The organism is Microbulbifer sp. GL-2, from assembly GCF_007183175.1.
GTDB lineage: Bacteria > Pseudomonadota > Gammaproteobacteria > Pseudomonadales > Cellvibrionaceae > Microbulbifer.
In genome coordinates this window covers 4,101,198-4,118,858 of sequence record NZ_AP019807.1, presented here as the reverse complement: position 1 = coordinate 4,118,858, position 17,661 = coordinate 4,101,198, and the positions used below count along the sequence as shown (strand labels likewise).

Sequence of the window (17,661 nt, the reverse complement as noted above, 5' to 3'; positions counted from 1 at the left end):
CTTAAACTTTAAAGCGCATAAAAAGAGTGCATTTTAGATTGGCTCTCATGGTTTTTGGTGACAGTTAGAGGGATAAGTAACGTGGGATTGGCAGGGTGAGGCAGAAAATAAATGCCCACAATCTCCTATGCCTATACCCAGCATGTATCGAGCTGGGTACAGACTTGTTGTACTACCTCCACTGACCCCACCAAGCCTTTAAATTGACTCTCAAAATTCCGATTGAGATATAATCTCTGTTTGGATGAAATACCCAGACGTTTAAGGGTGGGGGGTGTGTTTTGGTAATACGGCCCCGGTTCCGGGGTCTAACTCTCTACACTCCGGTCCACTAGCTCCGAGTGGTGATTCAACTGAAAGGGCAACCCTTTAGGCATACTCAGGTGGTCACTTCCTATTTCTTCTTGATACGCCTATAAATCTCTTCACGGTGAACAGGCAGGGATTTAGGGGCGTTTATTCCTATCTTTACTTGATTCCCCTGAACTTCCAAGACTGTGACCGAGACATTCGCTCCAATCCTTAAGTTTTCTCCAGTGCGGCGCTTTAAAATCAACATGCTCATTTCCTATTGATACTTAAACAATGGGTGGTCTTTCTGCGGTGGGAAAGATTGGGAAGTAACGTCTGAAGGAGATGAGAGGAGGTGCACGAGAACGGTAGGCGTAGAAGAAGAAAAGGCGGGCGCAACGCTCCCAGAGCTTGAGGACACACTCCAAGCTGCTGAATCTACTCGACTTTATTGAAGACGAGCGGGTTTCTAGCGTATTATCCATTGAGCCATTTTGATACTTGCTTATCAATTTGGTTAGCTGGCCCCAGGTGTGTCCGCACCTTGGGTCAGCGCCTTTTACTTACTCTTATGTCACGCTACCGTTCTCCTTGGAGAGATGGGTTTTTAGAAAGCTCTTGGGTTTCTTGATCTTTCGGTCGCTAGCCTATACGGGCTTACTCAATTACGGCCAAAATATCGATAAATATCTGTCAATTCTACGCAGCTTTGACATTAAAACAATCTTAATAAAATCCAATAAGATAATTTCCGCGCCTATATTTGTTGCGCTGTCGTTTAGAGTAAATTTTATTTCCCTCTAAAAATTGCGGGCTAAATTGACTCTTTTTTCTAGCTCCCAGGCTTGAGCTCAATAAAGAAAACATCAGTAATACAGCGGCTTGAAACTGTTTCCTTATGTCGATAGAAAGCGTTTGATTGGCTTTGGAGATACGGCCTTCTAAGTGATAACACGCTTAAAATTTATGAGCATACTCTTCAAGGAAGTATCTCAAATCTAATAATTTTGATCGATTTTCCTGGAGTTTTATAAGAAAACTATTTGTTTTCTCCATGCATTAAAGTGCTTGTTTCCTTTCTGGGAGTACCTGTCGTTACCGCATAACTAATGTTAGTGACTGTTTCAGAGGTTTAGTATCTGTAAGTGATTTTCAATTAAGGCTAAATAAGATGACATTACTGTCATTTTATTATTTTCATCTTCGATAATCCGTTTGCTCGGACTTTATAGCCCGTCAAATCTTCTTTGTTGGTACGTTCTTCTATAGAATCCGCCCCCTTTCACATTTTGCAACTCATAACTAACAGGAAGTGGGGTTTATGACTGTCTCTCGTCGTACGTTTGTCCAAGCTATGGGGCTTGCACTGTTAACACCGTTTACCGTTCGCTCTTTGGCTGCCAGCAACAGCGAAACCTATGCGCGCTTTAATCTTGGTAGTAGCCCATTCAATTCTGAAATTGATAATGACGGCCTTGTCTTTGATCTATCCGTTGCCTCTGGAGATCCTAGCCAAACTGGTGTTGTACTTTGGACTCATATCAATCCGGCAGCGTACATATCTGGCCAAACTCTCTATATTGATGTGGCATTAGATGAAGGGTTTACCCAGCCGATTCTAAGTGCTGAGGTCAGTGCCGATGACATCACCGCCGATCGTGATTACACGGTAAATATTGACCTGGAAGGTTACTTATCACCCAACCAGCGATACTACTACCGCTTTAAGTACGGCAACCTTTGCAGCCGTACTGGTCGTTGCCACACGTTGCCAACTGGCAGCTTGGAAAGTATCAAGATGGCAGTGGTGACCTGTCAGGATTACACCACCGGTTATTACAACGCCTACAACCACCTGGCGGATGAGGATGTCCACTGCGTGTTGCACCTGGGCGATTTTATCTATGAGTATGCGGAGTATGAAGGCTTCGAAGATTCCATTGTTCACTCCTTAGCCTTGCCTTCCGGTGGATCAGTGGCGATGAACCTGGAAGATTACCGCCATATCTATAAGGAATACCGTAAAGACAAGAACCTGCAGCGCGCAATGGAAATGCACTCGTTCATCATCACCTGGGATGATCACGAAACTGCGGACAATGCCTACTGGGACTACGACCGCGATACCCTGGGCGTACCATCTCACCCATACCAAACCGGGAATAATAACCCGGATCAGTTGCGCCAACTTCGCCGCGATGCCCAGCAGGCCTGGATTGAGTATGTGCCTGCGCGGGTAAAAGTGAATGAGGCAGCCAGCCACGCTTTTGATTACCTGCAGATTTACCGCTCTTTCCAGTTTGGTGATCTGGTCGATCTCTATATGACCGACAGCCGTACCTATCGCACCAAAGAGCCTTGCAAGGACGGCACCGCCTGGGAAAATTACTGGTGTACTGACTATGAAAATGAATCCCAAACTATGCTTGGGAAAACACAGCGCGATTGGCTTATTGATGGCATTGTGAATTCATCTGCACGCTGGAAAGTTTGGGGCAACCAGACCTTGCTGGCGCAACTTGCCGGTACTGCATTGGGTCGTCCACTGGTGTTTGCCAATTATGATGCCTGGGATGGGTACCAGTGGGAGCGAGAGAAAATTCTCTCCAGCATCAAGGACAGCAGTATCGATAACTTTGTTGTACTGACTGGCGATCTGCATTCCAGTATTACGTCTTACCTAAAAGTAAACTTCAATAATATCAACAACTGGAATTACGATAACCTGGTAGGTGTTGAGTTGATGACACCCTCCATCTCCTCGCCAAATATGAACGATACGGTGGAGAAGGGCATTGATGTAGGTAGTGTGTTTACCTCCTTGCTAAATGGCGGAGTGCAGCTAAACAACCCACATATCAAGGACTTCGTCAGTAACATCTATGGATATGCGGTAATTGAGTTCAATCATAGTGAGCTGAACTGGACGGTGTATAACATCGACAAGAAATCTGATAATCCAAGCGCTGCAAAGAAGATCTATAAAGAGTTCAACTACGAACCTGTAGGAATGTGGTTGACTGAGAAGTAACCCTGCCCATTTGTCGCTCTGACTTAGAATCGCCACTATCGTGGAGTGGCGATTCTTTTGCGCAAACCCTGTTTCAATTCTCCTCACTTTTTCAGATTGTTTTTCCTTAATCTCGCCGGCCTTCAGGCAGGTGGATAGGTGCGCCTTGGTTGATTATTGGCCAGCCGTAACCTATACACTCGGGAGGCCTAAAGCCGGCACAGTGCTTTGGCATGCCTGAAATTTTAGAGCCACCGGTTAAAAGGAAAGAGCCGTGCTACAAAAAGCATACCCATACTATCTCGCCAATGAAGCCGTATACGCAAACTCAGAGCTTGATGTCACCGATAAGTATTCTGGCGAGGTAGCAACCCGGGTGGCCATGGCGGATGCCACTACTATCGATAGTGCAATCGATTGGGCGCTTTTGGCGGAAAAGCCAATGGCAAAATTTCCGCCTTACCGACGACAGGAAGTGCTCAATCATTGTGTGCAGCGCTTTCATGAGCGCTTTGAAGAACTGGCGCAGTCACTATGTATTGAGGCTGGCAAGCCAATTCATGACTCCCGTGGGGAAGTAACCCGCTTGATCGATACTTTTCGGGTTGCCGCTGAAGAATCTGTGCGTATCAATGGCGAGATTATCAACCTGGAGATTTCCAAGAACACCAGGGGCTACCGTGGTTTTGTCAAACGTGTACCGGTGGGCGCCTGCTCCTTTATCTCTCCTTTTAACTTTCCACTCAATCTGGCGGCCCATAAGGTGGCGCCTGCAATTGCTGCAGGTTGCCCCTTTGTATTGAAACCGGCGAGCCGAACACCGATAGGTGCACTGATAATCGCAGAAATCCTGGCCGAGACCGACCTGCCCAAAGGGGCTTTTTCTGTGCTGCCCTGCCATCGGGAAGGAGCGGATCTTTTCACCGTGGATGATCGCTTCAAGCTGCTCAGTTTTACAGGTTCACCCGCTGTGGGCTGGGACCTAAAGGCCAGGGCAGGGCGTAAGAAGGTGGTGCTGGAGCTGGGTGGCAACGCCGCCTGTGTGATTGATGAAAATACCGACCTGGAAGATGCCCTGGAGCGTTTGATCTTTGGCGCTTTCTACCAGTCAGGCCAGAGCTGTATCGGCGTACAGCGAATCTATGGCCATAAGAGCTTGTATGAAGAGCTAAAGCGGCGCCTAGTTGAAAAGACGCGCAAGCTCAAGAAAGGGGACCCGAAGGATGAAGGGACTTTTATTGGCCCGATGATCTCCGAGGGGGAGGCAAAGCGATTGCATGGGTGGGTTGAAGAGGCGATTAATGAAGGCGCCACACTTTTGTGTGGCGGTAGCCGTGATGGCGCCATGCTGGATCCAACTCTATTGGAAAATGTGCCGCACGAATGCTCAGTAGTTCAACAGGAAGCCTTTGGCCCTGTAGCAGTACTGGAATCCTTTGATGATTTCGATGAGGTCCTTGAGCGAGTCAACGATAGTGCCTTTGGTTTGCAGGCGGGGATCTTCACCAAAGACTTATATCGAGCACAGAAGGCCTGGGATACCTTGGAAGTAGGGGGCGTTGTTATTGGTGATGTGCCCAGCTGGCGTGTGGACAACATGCCTTATGGCGGAGTAAAGGGCTCAGGCCTCGGCCGTGAAGGTGTACGTTGGGCAATCGCCGATATGACAGAAGAGCGCTTGATGGTGGTGCGAACGCCTTAAGAGGGCTCAAAACTATTAACTTTGCGATTCTGAATTTTGAAGATTGTATATAACTGGGTTTCTCCTTGTAAAAACATTCCCTGAGTGCCTTTGTGCTTCGATAAATACGTTGCTTTTGAGTGCGTTTGTCTCTTCATGACTAAAAGACTCTTTGATCGATTTGATTATTTCTTTGGTCTGCACCCTATACAGAACAGTTTTATTGTGCTTGAACAAACATATAGGAAATTCACAGTAATTGCAGTAGCTGTAGTTCTCGAAACTGTATTTACTTAAACAAAATTGGAAATATCTCTATGCCAAAAAATCTAAAATCAAGAAGGCGCAGTGGAATATATTTTATGGCCTGGAGTGCAGCTTTGATCTTGGTAGTGGGTAATGTTTCTCTCTCATTTGCCAAGACCGAGGTAACACTCAATGATTTTTATCGTCCGTTCGATCTTTCTGAAATCAATCAGAATAATATGCAAAGTTGGCCTTACTATAGATATACGTCCATGCATTGGGATGAGTATGGCATTTTCGGTACAGTACATATCATGGAGGCAGAAAAACCAGCCAAGCTGGAAGTCGTTAAAGAGCCCTTTAATATAAGTTTGGATATTCGTAAGGGATGGTCTTTCGTTGAGTCACTAACTGCGACTCAAACCAAAGGTTTCCTGGTTATGAAGGGTAACCAAATTATTGGAGAGTTTTATGATAATGGGCTAGATCACAATCAAACTCAGCTTTTGCAGTCTTCTTCTAAAACTTACGCAGGGATCATTATTTCAAAGCTGATTGATGAAGGTAAGATCGACCCTAATCAGTCGATTGAAAGCTATCTACCTGATTTTGTCGGTTCAAAAATTGGCAAAGCCAAAGTCCAAGAAGTACTTGATATGACCTCCGGCCTGCTGCCCGCTACGGATTATCATGTGCCCGGAGGTGAAGCCTTCTTATTTGAGATCGAACAAGGACTAAAGCCAGGCAAACCAACGGGACATCGTAATGCTATCAGGAACGCTAAAGTCCAGAATAAACCGGGTGAGGTATATACTTACAATGATAAAAATACCGATTTACTGGCCATACTAGCAGAAGAAGTTTCAGGGCACCCATTCAACAAGCTTCTTTCGGATCTCTTTAATGACTTTGGAGCAAATAGTTCTGGTTCTATTGCCTTAACGGTTGATGGAACCGCTAGCCCTTCCTATGGTATCAGCACCACCCTGCGCGACTATGCACTTTTCCATCAGTGGATCGCCCAGGGCAAGGCTCCAAAGAGCTTCTATGATTCAGTAAAGAATCTTGACAAAGACCTTCTTGGAAAATCAGAAAGTGGTAAGTCGCTTGCCAATGCACTGGGGACTCCTGTGGCATATGGTTCTCAAGCCTGGTATTTGCCTGAATATAATGTCATCTACACAGCGGGCTCCTATGGGCAATATGGGTTTAGTGATCTCAATAGTGGAATGTCTGTGGTTTTTATGCAGGACTGGGAAGACAATGCTGTACCCAATAAATTAGTTGAAACAGTAGGGCGTGCTAAATTCCTTATTAATAAGCTTGGAAAATAATAAGATTCAAAGTTTGGGATTAACCCATGCTTGAAAAGCGCTTCAATTCAAGGGGGGACGATTTACATCTGTTTGTGGAAAGAAGTTTTGCCAGACAACCCAGTAAGCTTCAGATTTCATCGTTTCAACACGAGCTAACTTCCCAACATTACTCTCGCCGCCGAACTGGACCTTGCTGATTGGACTACCGCTGTCATTATAATATGTACCAACACTATCAAGGTCTGAATGGTAAGCGATGACAATATCTCGGTTACCAATTTGTACGTTTAATAACCCATCGTGAGCCTTAATAAAATCTTCCGTATAAGCTACATAGTCATCGCCGATGTTAACACCGTAAATCTTGGTTTTATTCGGCAACCGATTGTCGAATTTTTTTATGGTTGGGAACGTGGGTTCATCTTTTTTGGCTTGGTCTGAGATGCCGTGAGTGAAGATCATATGCATTAGGCGGTCATAGATGGCTAAAACCGGATTATCTTTAAAACTCGGGATCGGGTTCAGAAATACCTTTCCATTGGGGAAGGCTTTTTCAAAAGCCCACAGTGGCATCCGGTAGCTGGGCCACTCAGGCATCTTTGGCCCACTGGGGCCTGCATCTTCACGGGTACCCCAAAACTGCTGTATTGGCTGCCCGGTTTTTTTATCCCACATCACCAAATTGTTCTCGATCTGGGTCATAACACCTAGATCCAGAGCTTCGCCATTAATCTCGGGCGTGTAGGCGATCCCCATATTGGTCAAGCCACAATATGTCATTACTACGTTCTCTCCGGCCAGCCCCTCTTTCGTACCGGCAACGTGTGGCCGAAGTATATGATCATCGGGATGACCTCTGGCCTCACCGTGGGCATCAATTACGATAAGACTGGTATCAGGGGATAGGGTCTCTCGGGCTTCGGCTATGGAGTAGTAGCGCGCATTGTATTGTTGTGCACGCATCATAATAGAGGGATTGATATACCCGGAGTAGAAAGCGAGGGCAGACAGGGCCGTGATAATCCAGAAAATTACAACAGAGCCAGCGCCAGCAAGCCATAACGTCAGTGCTGATACCAACCACAATAGCCCGGCAGCAATAGCAATTTTGTGTCTCCGGTAGAAGGTCCACATTGTCGCTTTTCGTGGAGTTTGCACAATCCACTGGCTGAGATCTGCCAGATCTCGAAATAGTCGCAGGCACAGATAAAAGCAACCGAGAAGCGATAACCAGTGTATGCACTGAATAAGAAAGTTCATAGACAAAGTTCCTGGACTAAGTTGTCAGAAAACCTAGCAATGCACCTCGTCGCCAATCAGAGTTATACCTGTTTTAAAGTCTCTGTACCACTAGGGTAGTAGTGGTACAGGCTTTAAGCCCAGTCCTTTGCGGGCACTGGTGTTCTCGCGGTACCACCACCATTATGATTACTCAGGGTGGTGGTACAGAGCGGCTGATCAAAAAGATCCACCTTGTCAATGAAACTTATTTTCCTTTGTGAGCCTTCCACTGATAAAACACCCCAGGCATCACCAGCAGCACAAATAACAGTGTCGTAATAGTGCCACCCACCATCGGTGCAGCAATGCGTTTCATTACATCCGCACCGGTGCCATCGGAAATCATCACGGGAATCAGCGAGATGAGCAGGGTAAGGCTGGTCATCAACATTGGCCGTATACGCCCAGCTGCGGCTTGAGCCACTGTGTTAGTGGCAGAAGCACCTTGCTGTAACTTGTTATCTCCGGTTGCAGATAAATAGTGCAGCATCAGTAGCCCCATCTCTGCGGCAAGCCCTGCCATAGCGATCATGCCGACCCATACGGCGACGCTTAGTTTGTAGTCGAGTAAATACAGCAGCCAGAAGGCACCGATTAAAGCCATTGGCATGGCGGTGAGCACAAACAGGGTATCGGACAGCCTTCCGCGGTGCAGGTAAAGCAGGAAGCACACGGCAAGAAAGGTCAGTGGCACTAACCATTGCAGGCGGGATTTGGCGCGTTCCAGGTATTGATACTGGCCGGCCCAGGCTAAGCGCTGCCCTGGTACCAGGTTTACCTGATCAGCTACAACCTGTTTCGCGCGGTTTACATAGTCCGCAACGCCAACATCGCCTTTCAGGTCGACAAACACCAGGCCTACTAATTGCCCGTCTTCATTGCGAATCATAGGTGGGCCGGTGCGGAAGCCGAGGTCAGCCAGCTGGTTCAGGGGTACCTGGGAACCGTCTGAAGCCGGTACCAATATTTGCTCTAGTTGCTCCGGGGTATCCCGATAATCGCGGGCGTAGCGCACTAATACGTCGTAACGCTCACGGCCCTCAATTGTCTGGGTTGCGGCCAGGCCACCGGCAGCTGCGGCAATCACGTCCTCAATATCCTGCACGTTCAAACCATGGCGGGAGGCACGTGCGCGATCGATATCAAAGTCTAAAAAGTAGCCCCCAGTTAGACGCTCGGCGAAAACACTGCGGGTTTCTTCTGCAGTGCGCCGGTCGCTGCGCAGGGCTTCTTCGATGGCTAAGGCTGTCTGTTCGATTTCCTTCAGGTTATCACCAAACACCTTGATGCCCAGCTGGCTACGAATGCCTGTTGCAAGCATTTCTGTGCGCGTTTGGATCGGCATCCACCAGATATTCGGCATACCGGGGTAGCGCAGCTTTTCATCCATTTCCGTCAGCAGGTTATCCCAGGTCATTCCTGGCCGCCATTCGCTTTTGGGTTTCAGGGTGATAACCGTCTCTACCATGGAGAGTGGTGCCGGATCGGTAGCACTATTGGAGCGGCCGATTTTGCCGAATACCCGCTCCACTTCGGGGAAGGTTTTCAGTTCCGCGTCCATTTGCTGGAGTACTTTACCCGCTTCAGTTACAGACATACCGGGCAGGGCAGTGGGCATATACAAGATGCTGCCTTCATTGAGCGGCGGCATAAATTCACCGCCCAATTTACTTACCGGGTAGACTACTGAGACCAGGGCGATTACCGCGAGGGCGGCCACTACTTTACGTTGCCGCACGCAGAAATGGATCAGCGGCTGAAGCGTATTGATCAAAATACGCGAAACCGGATTTTCTTTAGTGCGGATTTTACCGCGCATTAACAGCACTGCCAGTGCTGGAATCAGTGTGATTGCCAGCAGTGCGGCGAAGGCCATGCTGTAAGTTTTGGTGTAGGCGAGGGGCTTGAACAGCCGCCCTTCGGTCGCTTCCAGGGCGAATACTGGCAGGAACGATACGGTGATAATAATCAGGGAGAAGAAAATACTTGGCCCAACTTCCTGCATCGCTTGAATAATGAGCTTTCTGCGATCTCCTGAGGACAGTTCCTTATTGCCACTAGCCGCGAGCTTTTTGTGGATGTTATCCACCATTACCACAGCGGCATCCACCATTGCGCCGATGGCGACGGCAATCCCCCCTAACGACATAATATTGGCGGTTAGCCCCTGCAGAGAAAGCGGGATAAAAGCCAGTAGCACGGCAATAGGCAGGGTGATCACTGCTACCAGTGCTGAACGGGCATGTAGCAGGAAGAGGGCGATTACTGCAGCAACCACCAGCATCTCTTCGATCAAAGTGCTTTTAAGATTATCGATAGCACTGTTAATCAGCTGGGAGCGGTCATAAGTCACTACCAGCTCAACCCCTTCGGGTAATCCGGCACGAACTTGTTCGATACGCTGTTTAACTCTTTCGATCACTTTGAGAGCATTTTCACCGTAGCGCATTATCACGATACCACCGACGGTCTGGCCCTCACCATCCAGCTCGGCGATACCGCGTTGCATCGCTGGTCCCAACGTAATGTCAGCAACCTGATCCAGAGTTACAGGAATTTTTGCCGCGTTTACTCCGATCACTACTTCTTCGAGATCCTCAACGCTACGAATATATCCGCGGCCGCGGACCATATGTTCGTGACCGGCGATCTCCAGTACACGCCCACCGGTATCGTTGTTACTGCGGCGAATTGCTTCAACCACTTTGCCCAAAGGAACCTTAAACATTCCCAGGCGGTGGGGATCAATTTGAACCTGGTATTCCTTCTCGTAACCGCCGATGGAGGCCACCTCGGCTACGCCCTCTACAGAGGTGAGCCAGTAACGCAGTTTGAAATCCTGTAGTGCCCTCAGTTCTTGTAAATCGTGCTTACCACTGCGGTCCACCAGCGCGTACTGGAATACCCAGCCGACCCCGGTGGCATCCGGGCCCAGTGTGGGCTGCACATCTTCCGGGAGCTGCTCGGCCACCTGGTTGAGGTATTCGAGCACCCGTGAACGAGCCCAATAAATATCGGTGCCGTCCTCAAAAATGGCGTAAACAAAGCTGAGCCCGAAAAAGCTCTGGCCCCGCACATATTTGACCTTGGGCAGTCCTAACATGGCGGTGGAAAGCGGATAGGTGATTTGGTCTTCCACCAGGTCTGGACTGCGGCCGGGCCAGTCTGTCATTACAATGACCTGGGCATCGGACAGGTCCGGAATGGCGTCCAGGGGAACACTGGTGAGGGCACGATATCCAGCCAGGGCAGCAATCGCCACAAGAATTAAAGTGACTCCCGGCTTGCCGGCACAGAGCCCGATGACTCGGGCAATCAGCCCTTTGGGTTCGCTATTTACCACTGTTGTACCCCCGACTTCAGGCGGCTTTCCGCCGCAATCAGAAAGACACCGGAAGTGACAATCTTGTCACCGGCCTGCAGCCCGGAGCGAATAACGATCCGCTCGCTGTCACCGTAGCCGGTACGCACCTGAACTGGCTCCAGGCGACCCTGGCCCAAGTCGCGGAATACGATGCGCTTTTTGCCGGAAATGAGTACAGAATCCCGTGGAACGACCAAAAGATTGCCTAATTCAGCACTCAACATAATGTCAGCAAACAGACCGGGACGAAGTTCGCCATTAGTATTTGGCAGGGTGACGCGCAGGCGAGCGCTTCGGTTACTGTGGTTGAGGAAGGGATCGATCTGGGTGAGGGTAGCTGGGATTTCCTCATGGTAGACATTGGTCAGGCGTACTTTAGCCGGCATGCCCTTGTGAATCAGCGGCAACTGGTCCTCATAGGCGTGAGCTTCAATCCAGACATGGCTGAGGTCGGCGATACGCAACAGGTTGTCGCCTTTTTCGAAGGCTGAGCCGGCGACGATATTCTTCTCAATGATCACCCCACTGGCGGGGGCAAAAATGGGAATATAATCCTGGGCTTTTTGTTGCTCTACCAGCCAGTCGATCTGCTCTTCAGACAGCCCCCATAAGAGCAGGCGTCTGCGCGCCGCTTTTTCCAGGGAATCACCGCGGCGGCGTGCCTTCAGGTACTCATCCTGAACGGCTAGCAATTCGGGACTGTAAACAGAAAATAATACCTCCCCTCGCTTTACCTGCTTGCCCTCAAAGTCCGCATCCAGCTCACCGATCCAGCCATCAAAGCGCAAACTGATATCCCGCAAGCGAGTTTCGTCATAAGTCACCTGGCCGTGCAAGTGAATGGGCAGGACGAAAGGTTGTCTTTCCACGGTACCCGTTTTGATGCCGATGGCCTGGCGGCGTCCACTATCCACCACAATGCTGCCACTTCGCAGTTCATCATGGCTTACCGGTTGCAGATCCATCCCACAGATAGGACATGTGCCTGCCTCCGCTGCCCGCACTGAGGGATGCATAGCACAGGTGTAGTAGGCGGTATCAGATGCCTCCGGTGCTGACTTAAAACGCAACCCTTTGCGATTAGTGCTCATATCGAAGGCCAGGTCTACATGACGATCGTGGCCAGTGGCTACGTCAACAACCATGGGCCATGTGCCCACCATAGCGAGCTCAATCTCTCCTTGGAAAACACCAGGGCTGGTTTCGCTGATGTCCGCCTGGGCGCGCATTGCCGGCATGGCTCCCATCGCCGGCATCTCTGCCACAGCGCGCACTTCGGCATCAGTAACTGGCTGGTTTTCCATATCTCGCACTTCAATGCGAATCAGGTTTTTACCTGCGCGAGGTTGTATTGGGTCCAGGGAAACGGCGATCTGGAAGGGGCCGGCATGGATAAATTCAGCATTGTCGGCAACGGCCTGCCCCGCGGTCTTTTTCCAGTAGAAAGCGGCGCCTGCTGCGGCCAATACTAGAGCGAAGGCAACGTAGCCTAGCGTTCTTGAGCGACTCATAGCCCACCTCCAAGTAGAGAAGTGGTGGGCATTTGGGCACCGCAGGCGCCGTCCATTACTTTGCTACCACAGGCAGCAATGGCTTGTTGGAAAATCAAAGGGTTCACTCCTGGAACAATCTTTCTGAAGCCCGCCAGCAATAGGGAAGCTGCGGGAAATTTCGCAAATCAGAGAGAGGGAGTGATCAAATACGCAGGCGCAGGGTAGTTAGCCAGGTGCGATTACCTGGAGAGGAGTGGGAAGGGGGAGATCTTAAGCCAGCAGAAACTGTCGGTGGGCCCAGGATTGGGGGCCACTGGTATGAGGGTGGTGGAGCCAACTGCGGTAATTCAAGGTTCATGAAGGCGGCAGTGAGTGCGACTTCATGGTCATCCAGCGAGGTTTTCAGGGATACCTGGGTATCATACTCACAACAGTCTTCATCAGGCTGTGAGCCTTTGGCCAGATGGTCACAGCAACACTCTGCTGCGGGCTCCGGGCTATCCATCATTTCACAGGCAAGCACGGTCTGTACTTGGAACATCAGCAAGAGCAGGGCCGCCATTGCTATCAGCTTGGCGCGGAATGTGGATGGAGTGTTGTTCATTACTGGCGAATCATACAACAGGGATCCTGTGTTCGACAAAGGTTGGGCGTACACTGCAACTGATCTCTTTTCCTTCCGTCTATTCATCAGCATAGAAAATGGACTGAAGGGACTTTGTAGCTGGTAACAGTCACCTTGATGATAATACCGGCAGATCTTACCTCGCCGCCGGGAAGCTATCGACGATAGTTAAGGACAGGTACTCTTTTCAGCGTAGTTGCCCAAGGTTTTCAAGGTGATGGAGTTGACCATGGGCTATTTCCTCTCTGGAGGACTGCATATATCCACGAGGGAGTCATTGCAGAGACACAAAGAGAGAAGGCGGGCAGAAAAAGAGCTGGTTGCTGTGAAGTTCATCCCCCCGATGGATGAACCGGTAGATAAGTGTAACTGCCCCCCGGAGGAATGCTCGTATAAGAATCCATGATTATACTTCTCATTAGCGATATCTGATCTTATCGACTAAGCGGCAAGGCCTTTACTTTGAGTGGTAGTAACAATGGCTGGAAGAAGGATCTGCATTTGGGTTGTCGCGCTTTTTATTTCGTTGCCTGCCCTGTCAGAAGACTCTGTGACCGTACAGGAGAATTACAGTCCACTCGCAAAAATGACAGACCTCTGGCTAAAGGGTGAAATCTCCAGAAGGCAGATCAGGGAGTTAGCTCTAAGAGGGCGCTATGTGAATAACTCGAAAGCGAATAATGCCTATGTGTCATTCTTTCTTGATGAGATGCAGATAGTTGCCCGCGGTACCTCTGTGTCCGGGCGATCTGCGCAAATACATATACAAGTAAATGAGTCAAAATTTGATTTGGATTATGACCTTGTTTCAATGCACTTGCTAATTAACGGGCATGGTACTGGCTTATCCAACGAGCAAAAATTTCTTTTAATCGTTATGAGCTATCGTCTGGCTGCAGAGGGGTGGAGCAAGTCCCTTGGGGTAGATCAAATGGAAAAAAGCATGATCTACCGTACACTAAATTATCTTTCCGAAATGCCAACAGACTACAAAATGTGGGGGATGGCTAAGGAGATTAATTATCCTTTGCATTAACCTTTAATACTATTAGAGAAAACTATGGAATACAGCAAACTTAGTTTTCCGACATAAATTCAGCTTTCCGATATGAAAAAATGTGCTGTACATAGTCTGCCTTTCCAAGCTCAACCTTTTGTGCCCTTAAGATGGCGTAAGCTGTATTCAGGTGAAAATAGAATTGGGGTAATGCCCAATCCCTTGCATATTGCTCGCTTGTCATTTCGAAAGTCATTTTATTCGGAAGGCTTAAAACGATCACCTGATCAGTGCAGACATCAAGCGCACCGGGTTCAAGACTGCATAGGTCAGTTAAGGACTCGTTAATTCGAGCCTGGGCTTCTGCAATGGAGCCAGGTCGATCCCCTGCATTCTGCCCCTCACGCCCCAATTGATTCAAACAGTCCGGGATAAGTTCGGCCCTTAAACGAAACCTGGCCTCTTGTGCTTGCAGGCAAGCAAAGCGTATTTGAGATGACAGGGGATACATATCTGGAGTGAGGCGAGCAGAAAGCAATTCCTGTGACTCAACTTCGGGTAGTTGTTTATCCGCTTTATCAAGCCAACTTGATAAGGCCCGAAGCATTTGCACGTAGGTAGGGACGAGCAGGTCTGTTAGTGACATGATTTGCTCTCGTGAAGCTCACAAGCTATTGATGATGATTTGGGTTCTTTTACAATTCACTTTTGTTTCACATAGTGAAAACTCGCCTAATCATTTTTTGCGTTAATCATAGGGGGCACTTTGCTGAAATAGCGCGAGAAGTTGGGCGGGTTTCACGAAGGCGTTGATGTGAGGATCTAGGATCCTGGCGTCGCTACCAGGTATTTGCATACTACCAAGTTTGGATAGTTTTTGGACTTGTGATAACACTGAGTGCCAATCCAGGTGCTCAATGGTCATGAGTTTTCCTTAGCCATTTCAAGGCTTTGTTGCTGATATTACGGCAAAATACCCCAGGGCTTGATGTTGAAGAGGGTTCCTAAAGCCGGCGTTTTCTAACAACTGGGATAACTCCGTAGCTGAGAATAGCTGTGAACCATGATTCATAAACAGGTGGAAGCTGAATAAACCTGGGGTAAGGGAAGTTTCATCAAAGAGCATATCGTGAATAAAGATACTGCCACCGCTCGGCAAGGCAGTGAAGGCTTTACCCAATAGTTCACTACAGGTATCAGGCTTCCAATCGTGAAGTACGTTACTGAGACAGATTCCATCGCAACCTTTGGGCCAGTCGTGTTTGAAAAAATCTCCCTTGACTATGCCAATCTGCTCCTCCTTATTAAATCTAGCGATATATTCTTTGGCTGTTATACACACAGGAGCGAGATCGAAGAGAAGGGCCTTACGCTTTGGGTAGGCGTCACAAAAAGCTAGTGCAATTGTGCCTGAGCCAGCGCCAGCATCCAATAAGGTTGAAACGTCATTAAAGGCGCCATGCTGAACTGCTGAAACAGCTGAAGCAAAGCCTTGTGAATGCATTAAATGAGTGAAAGCAGCCGCTGAATCATTATCCATTTCATCATGCTGCCACATATCTGTGACTGAGTGTCCTTTGCACTCAAGTTCATACTCAAGCTTGAGGCTGGTCAGGATTTTCTTATCGAGGTGGTTAACGTTATAGATTCCAAAAGGATCAAGGAGAACTTCACCCCAGTAATACGGACTGTTTTTATTCAGGAACTGCTTGGCTAGATCTGTATTTCTAAGCTGATTATTTTCAAGGCTTATGTACCCTAAGTGTCGGAGTACTAACACAAAAAGCTCCATGCCCTTGCGGCTGAGCTGTAATTTATTGCTCAACTTTTCACAGGTATCAAAGCCGGCATTAATAAGTCCTGTTACATCAATCTGGGCAGAGACCATAATGCAGGCGAAGGTATAGTTACCCATTAGGCGATCCCATAAGGGGGAATCTGAAGTTATAGGCGCTTTTATCTGCATCTGGTCTCTTTCTGGTTGGATGTACCTTGATTTACTCAATAAAACTAGCTTAACCTAAAGAAATTTACCTGGAAGGAAACATTCATAAACTGAATTTGACCTGACAGAACACCCTCAGAAAAACCGATAACTGTCAGATCAAGCCTTAACTACTGCACTTATTATCCGAAACCAAGGCAGATAATGAATTGACCCATCTTCCTTATCTCAAATTGTAGGGTATATGGAAACTAATCAGAAAAAGCTGAATCCTCCAATTAGTTGCCATAGTTCACCACTGCTGTGCGGAATTCAATTAAAGTTGATACTTTTGCTATCTCTACTGTTTCCTACCCTTTAATAGGCAATGGAGCGGCATTATCGACCAGGTTTTCTTTACGGAGTTCCTCCCACAATGACGTGGGGATATATGTTTCCAGCGCCTCTTTATCCTCTTTGATTCTACTTGGTTTGCTTGCACCTGGAATGACAGCCGCTATTGCAGGATTAGCCAATACAAATTGCAATCCGATAGCTTTAGTGCTCACTCCATATTTATCACCAACCGCTTTGATTTTAGCGACCTTCTCTAATATGGTCACGGGTGCGGGGGCATACTCAAAGTTTGGCCCACCGACCAGAGCGCCTGAACTATAGGGACCACCAGCCACAATACCCAGTCCGCGTTCCAGAACCTGGGGTATAACTCTCTGCAGGGCTCGAGAATGATCCAGCAGGCTATAGCGGCCTGCAAGTAAGAATCCGTCAGGTCTGGGCTCCTCCAGATCGAGAAGCAGTTCGATCGGCTCAACCCGGTTTACGCCCAGGCCCCAAGCCTGAATTACGCCTTCATCGCGCAGTTTATCGAGCGCCTTGAAAGCACCTTTCCGTGCACTTTCAAATATGCCCAGCCACTCATCGCCATAAATATCCTGGGCGACGTCATGAACCCATGCGATTTCAATCCTGTCGGTCTTGAGGCGGTTTAGGCTGCCCTCAATCGAACGCATTGTGGCATCGTAAGAATAGTCGTTGACAATCTTGTTGGGGCGGCCGTATTTGAAGATATCACTTTTCTCTCCAAAATCTCGGTCGCTGATGTCTTCAACTTCATCGAGTATTAAGCGGCCGACTTTGGTGCTGATAACATATTCATCGCGCGGGAATCTGGATAGAGCCTCACCCATGCGTATCTCAGCCAGGCCGGCACCATAAAATGGAGCATTATCGAAGTAGCGTATGCCGCTACTCCAGGCGGCTTCCACCGTGGCCTGAGCCTCCGCTTCCGGAATCTCGCGAAACATGTTGCCAAGGGGTGCGGTTCCAAAACCGAGTTTACTGGGAAGCAGGTCTTTCAATTTCATTGTGAACTCCCGATATTGAGATTCTTGAAGTCGGATAGATTTCAAACA

The 17,661-nt window shown here is 48.5% G+C and carries 12 protein-coding genes; 4 read left to right on the top strand and 8 right to left on the bottom strand.

Annotated features, from left to right (window positions below; all coding sequences use genetic code 11):
* Nucleotides 1–394: 394 nt before the first annotated feature.
* On the bottom strand, nucleotides 395–559 hold the full coding sequence (gene csrA / locus GL2_RS17840; RefSeq protein ID WP_143732036.1) for a carbon storage regulator CsrA: 165 nt from the start codon (nucleotides 557–559) through the stop codon (nucleotides 395–397).
* 1,053 nt (nucleotides 560–1,612) lie between these two features.
* Here csrA and GL2_RS17835 point away from each other — a divergent pair.
* The 3 genes from GL2_RS17835 to GL2_RS17825 all read left to right on the top strand — a co-directional run bounded on the left by GL2_RS17835 (nucleotide 1,613) and on the right by GL2_RS17825 (nucleotide 6,562).
* Nucleotides 1,613–3,322 carry an alkaline phosphatase gene (locus GL2_RS17835; RefSeq protein ID WP_143732035.1) on the top strand — a complete coding sequence of 570 codons (1,710 nt, stop codon included), beginning with the start codon at nucleotides 1,613–1,615 and terminating at the stop codon, nucleotides 3,320–3,322.
* Between the two features lie 253 nt (nucleotides 3,323–3,575).
* Nucleotides 3,576–5,003, top strand: coding sequence for an aldehyde dehydrogenase family protein (locus tag GL2_RS17830; RefSeq protein WP_143732033.1), 1,428 nt, complete (start codon nucleotides 3,576–3,578; stop codon nucleotides 5,001–5,003).
* Between the two features lie 341 nt (nucleotides 5,004–5,344).
* Nucleotides 5,345–6,562 (top strand): serine hydrolase, encoded by a 1,218-nt coding sequence (locus tag GL2_RS17825; RefSeq protein ID WP_232053674.1) that lies wholly within the window; start codon nucleotides 5,345–5,347, stop codon nucleotides 6,560–6,562.
* Between the two features lie 42 nt (nucleotides 6,563–6,604).
* Here GL2_RS17825 and GL2_RS17820 read toward each other — a convergent pair whose 3' ends face one another.
* From GL2_RS17820 to GL2_RS17805, 4 genes are all read right to left on the bottom strand, one after another.
* Complete coding sequence (locus tag GL2_RS17820; protein ID WP_143732031.1) at nucleotides 6,605–7,804, bottom strand: DUF3179 domain-containing (seleno)protein; 1,200 nt, start codon at nucleotides 7,802–7,804, stop codon at nucleotides 6,605–6,607.
* A gap of 226 nt (nucleotides 7,805–8,030) precedes the next feature.
* Nucleotides 8,031–11,168, bottom strand: a complete 3,138-nt coding sequence (locus GL2_RS17815; RefSeq protein WP_143732029.1) for an efflux RND transporter permease subunit — start codon at nucleotides 11,166–11,168, stop codon at nucleotides 8,031–8,033.
* Nucleotides 11,162–12,700, bottom strand: coding sequence for an efflux RND transporter periplasmic adaptor subunit (locus tag GL2_RS17810; RefSeq protein WP_143732027.1), 1,539 nt, complete (start codon nucleotides 12,698–12,700; stop codon nucleotides 11,162–11,164). The genes GL2_RS17815 and GL2_RS17810 overlap by 7 nt, the downstream gene beginning before the upstream one ends.
* A 184-nt stretch (nucleotides 12,701–12,884) precedes the next feature.
* Nucleotides 12,885–13,286: a hypothetical protein gene (locus GL2_RS17805; RefSeq protein ID WP_143732025.1), complete on the bottom strand. Its 402-nt coding sequence runs from the start codon at nucleotides 13,284–13,286 to the stop codon at nucleotides 12,885–12,887.
* Nucleotides 13,287–13,785: 499 nt separating this feature from the next.
* Between GL2_RS17805 and GL2_RS17800 the strand changes: the two genes are divergently transcribed.
* Complete coding sequence (locus GL2_RS17800; RefSeq protein WP_143732023.1) at nucleotides 13,786–14,343, top strand: hypothetical protein; 558 nt, start codon at nucleotides 13,786–13,788, stop codon at nucleotides 14,341–14,343.
* A 40-nt stretch (nucleotides 14,344–14,383) separates the two neighbouring features.
* Here the strand turns inward: GL2_RS17800 and GL2_RS17795 are convergent, their stop codons facing one another.
* The 3 genes from GL2_RS17795 to GL2_RS17785 form a co-directional block, all read right to left on the bottom strand.
* A complete protein-coding gene (locus GL2_RS17795) occupies nucleotides 14,384–14,950 on the bottom strand; it encodes a DUF1993 family protein (RefSeq protein WP_143732021.1) in 567 nt (188 codons plus the stop codon).
* A 297-nt stretch (nucleotides 14,951–15,247) separates the two neighbouring features.
* Entirely contained in the window at nucleotides 15,248–16,219 is a 972-nt protein-coding gene (locus GL2_RS17790; RefSeq protein WP_172621194.1) for a methyltransferase, read from the bottom strand.
* Between the two features lie 380 nt (nucleotides 16,220–16,599).
* Nucleotides 16,600–17,613 carry an aldo/keto reductase gene (locus tag GL2_RS17785; RefSeq protein ID WP_143732017.1) on the bottom strand — a complete coding sequence of 338 codons (1,014 nt, stop codon included), beginning with the start codon at nucleotides 17,611–17,613 and terminating at the stop codon, nucleotides 16,600–16,602.
* Nucleotides 17,614–17,661: the final 48 nt, after the last annotated feature.

What these genes read in the sequence shown, in the direction of transcription:
- csrA (WP_143732036.1), bottom strand. Translation starts at nt 559, where the DNA reads ATGTTGATTTTAAAGCGCCGCACTGGAGAAAACTTAAGGATTGGAGCG.
- GL2_RS17835 (WP_143732035.1), top strand. Translation starts at nt 1,613, where the DNA reads ATGACTGTCTCTCGTCGTACGTTTGTCCAAGCTATGGGGCTTGCACTG.
- GL2_RS17825 (WP_232053674.1), top strand. Translation starts at nt 5,345, where the DNA reads ATGGCCTGGAGTGCAGCTTTGATCTTGGTAGTGGGTAATGTTTCTCTC.
- GL2_RS17820 (WP_143732031.1), bottom strand. Translation starts at nt 7,804, where the DNA reads ATGAACTTTCTTATTCAGTGCATACACTGGTTATCGCTTCTCGGTTGC.
- GL2_RS17810 (WP_143732027.1), bottom strand. Translation starts at nt 12,700, where the DNA reads ATGAGTCGCTCAAGAACGCTAGGCTACGTTGCCTTCGCTCTAGTATTG.
- GL2_RS17805 (WP_143732025.1), bottom strand. Translation starts at nt 13,286, where the DNA reads ATGAACAACACTCCATCCACATTCCGCGCCAAGCTGATAGCAATGGCG.
- GL2_RS17800 (WP_143732023.1), top strand. Translation starts at nt 13,786, where the DNA reads ATGGCTGGAAGAAGGATCTGCATTTGGGTTGTCGCGCTTTTTATTTCG.
- GL2_RS17795 (WP_143732021.1), bottom strand. Translation starts at nt 14,950, where the DNA reads ATGTCACTAACAGACCTGCTCGTCCCTACCTACGTGCAAATGCTTCGG.
- GL2_RS17790 (WP_172621194.1), bottom strand. Translation starts at nt 16,219, where the DNA reads ATGGGTAACTATACCTTCGCCTGCATTATGGTCTCTGCCCAGATTGAT.
- GL2_RS17785 (WP_143732017.1), bottom strand. Translation starts at nt 17,613, where the DNA reads ATGAAATTGAAAGACCTGCTTCCCAGTAAACTCGGTTTTGGAACCGCA.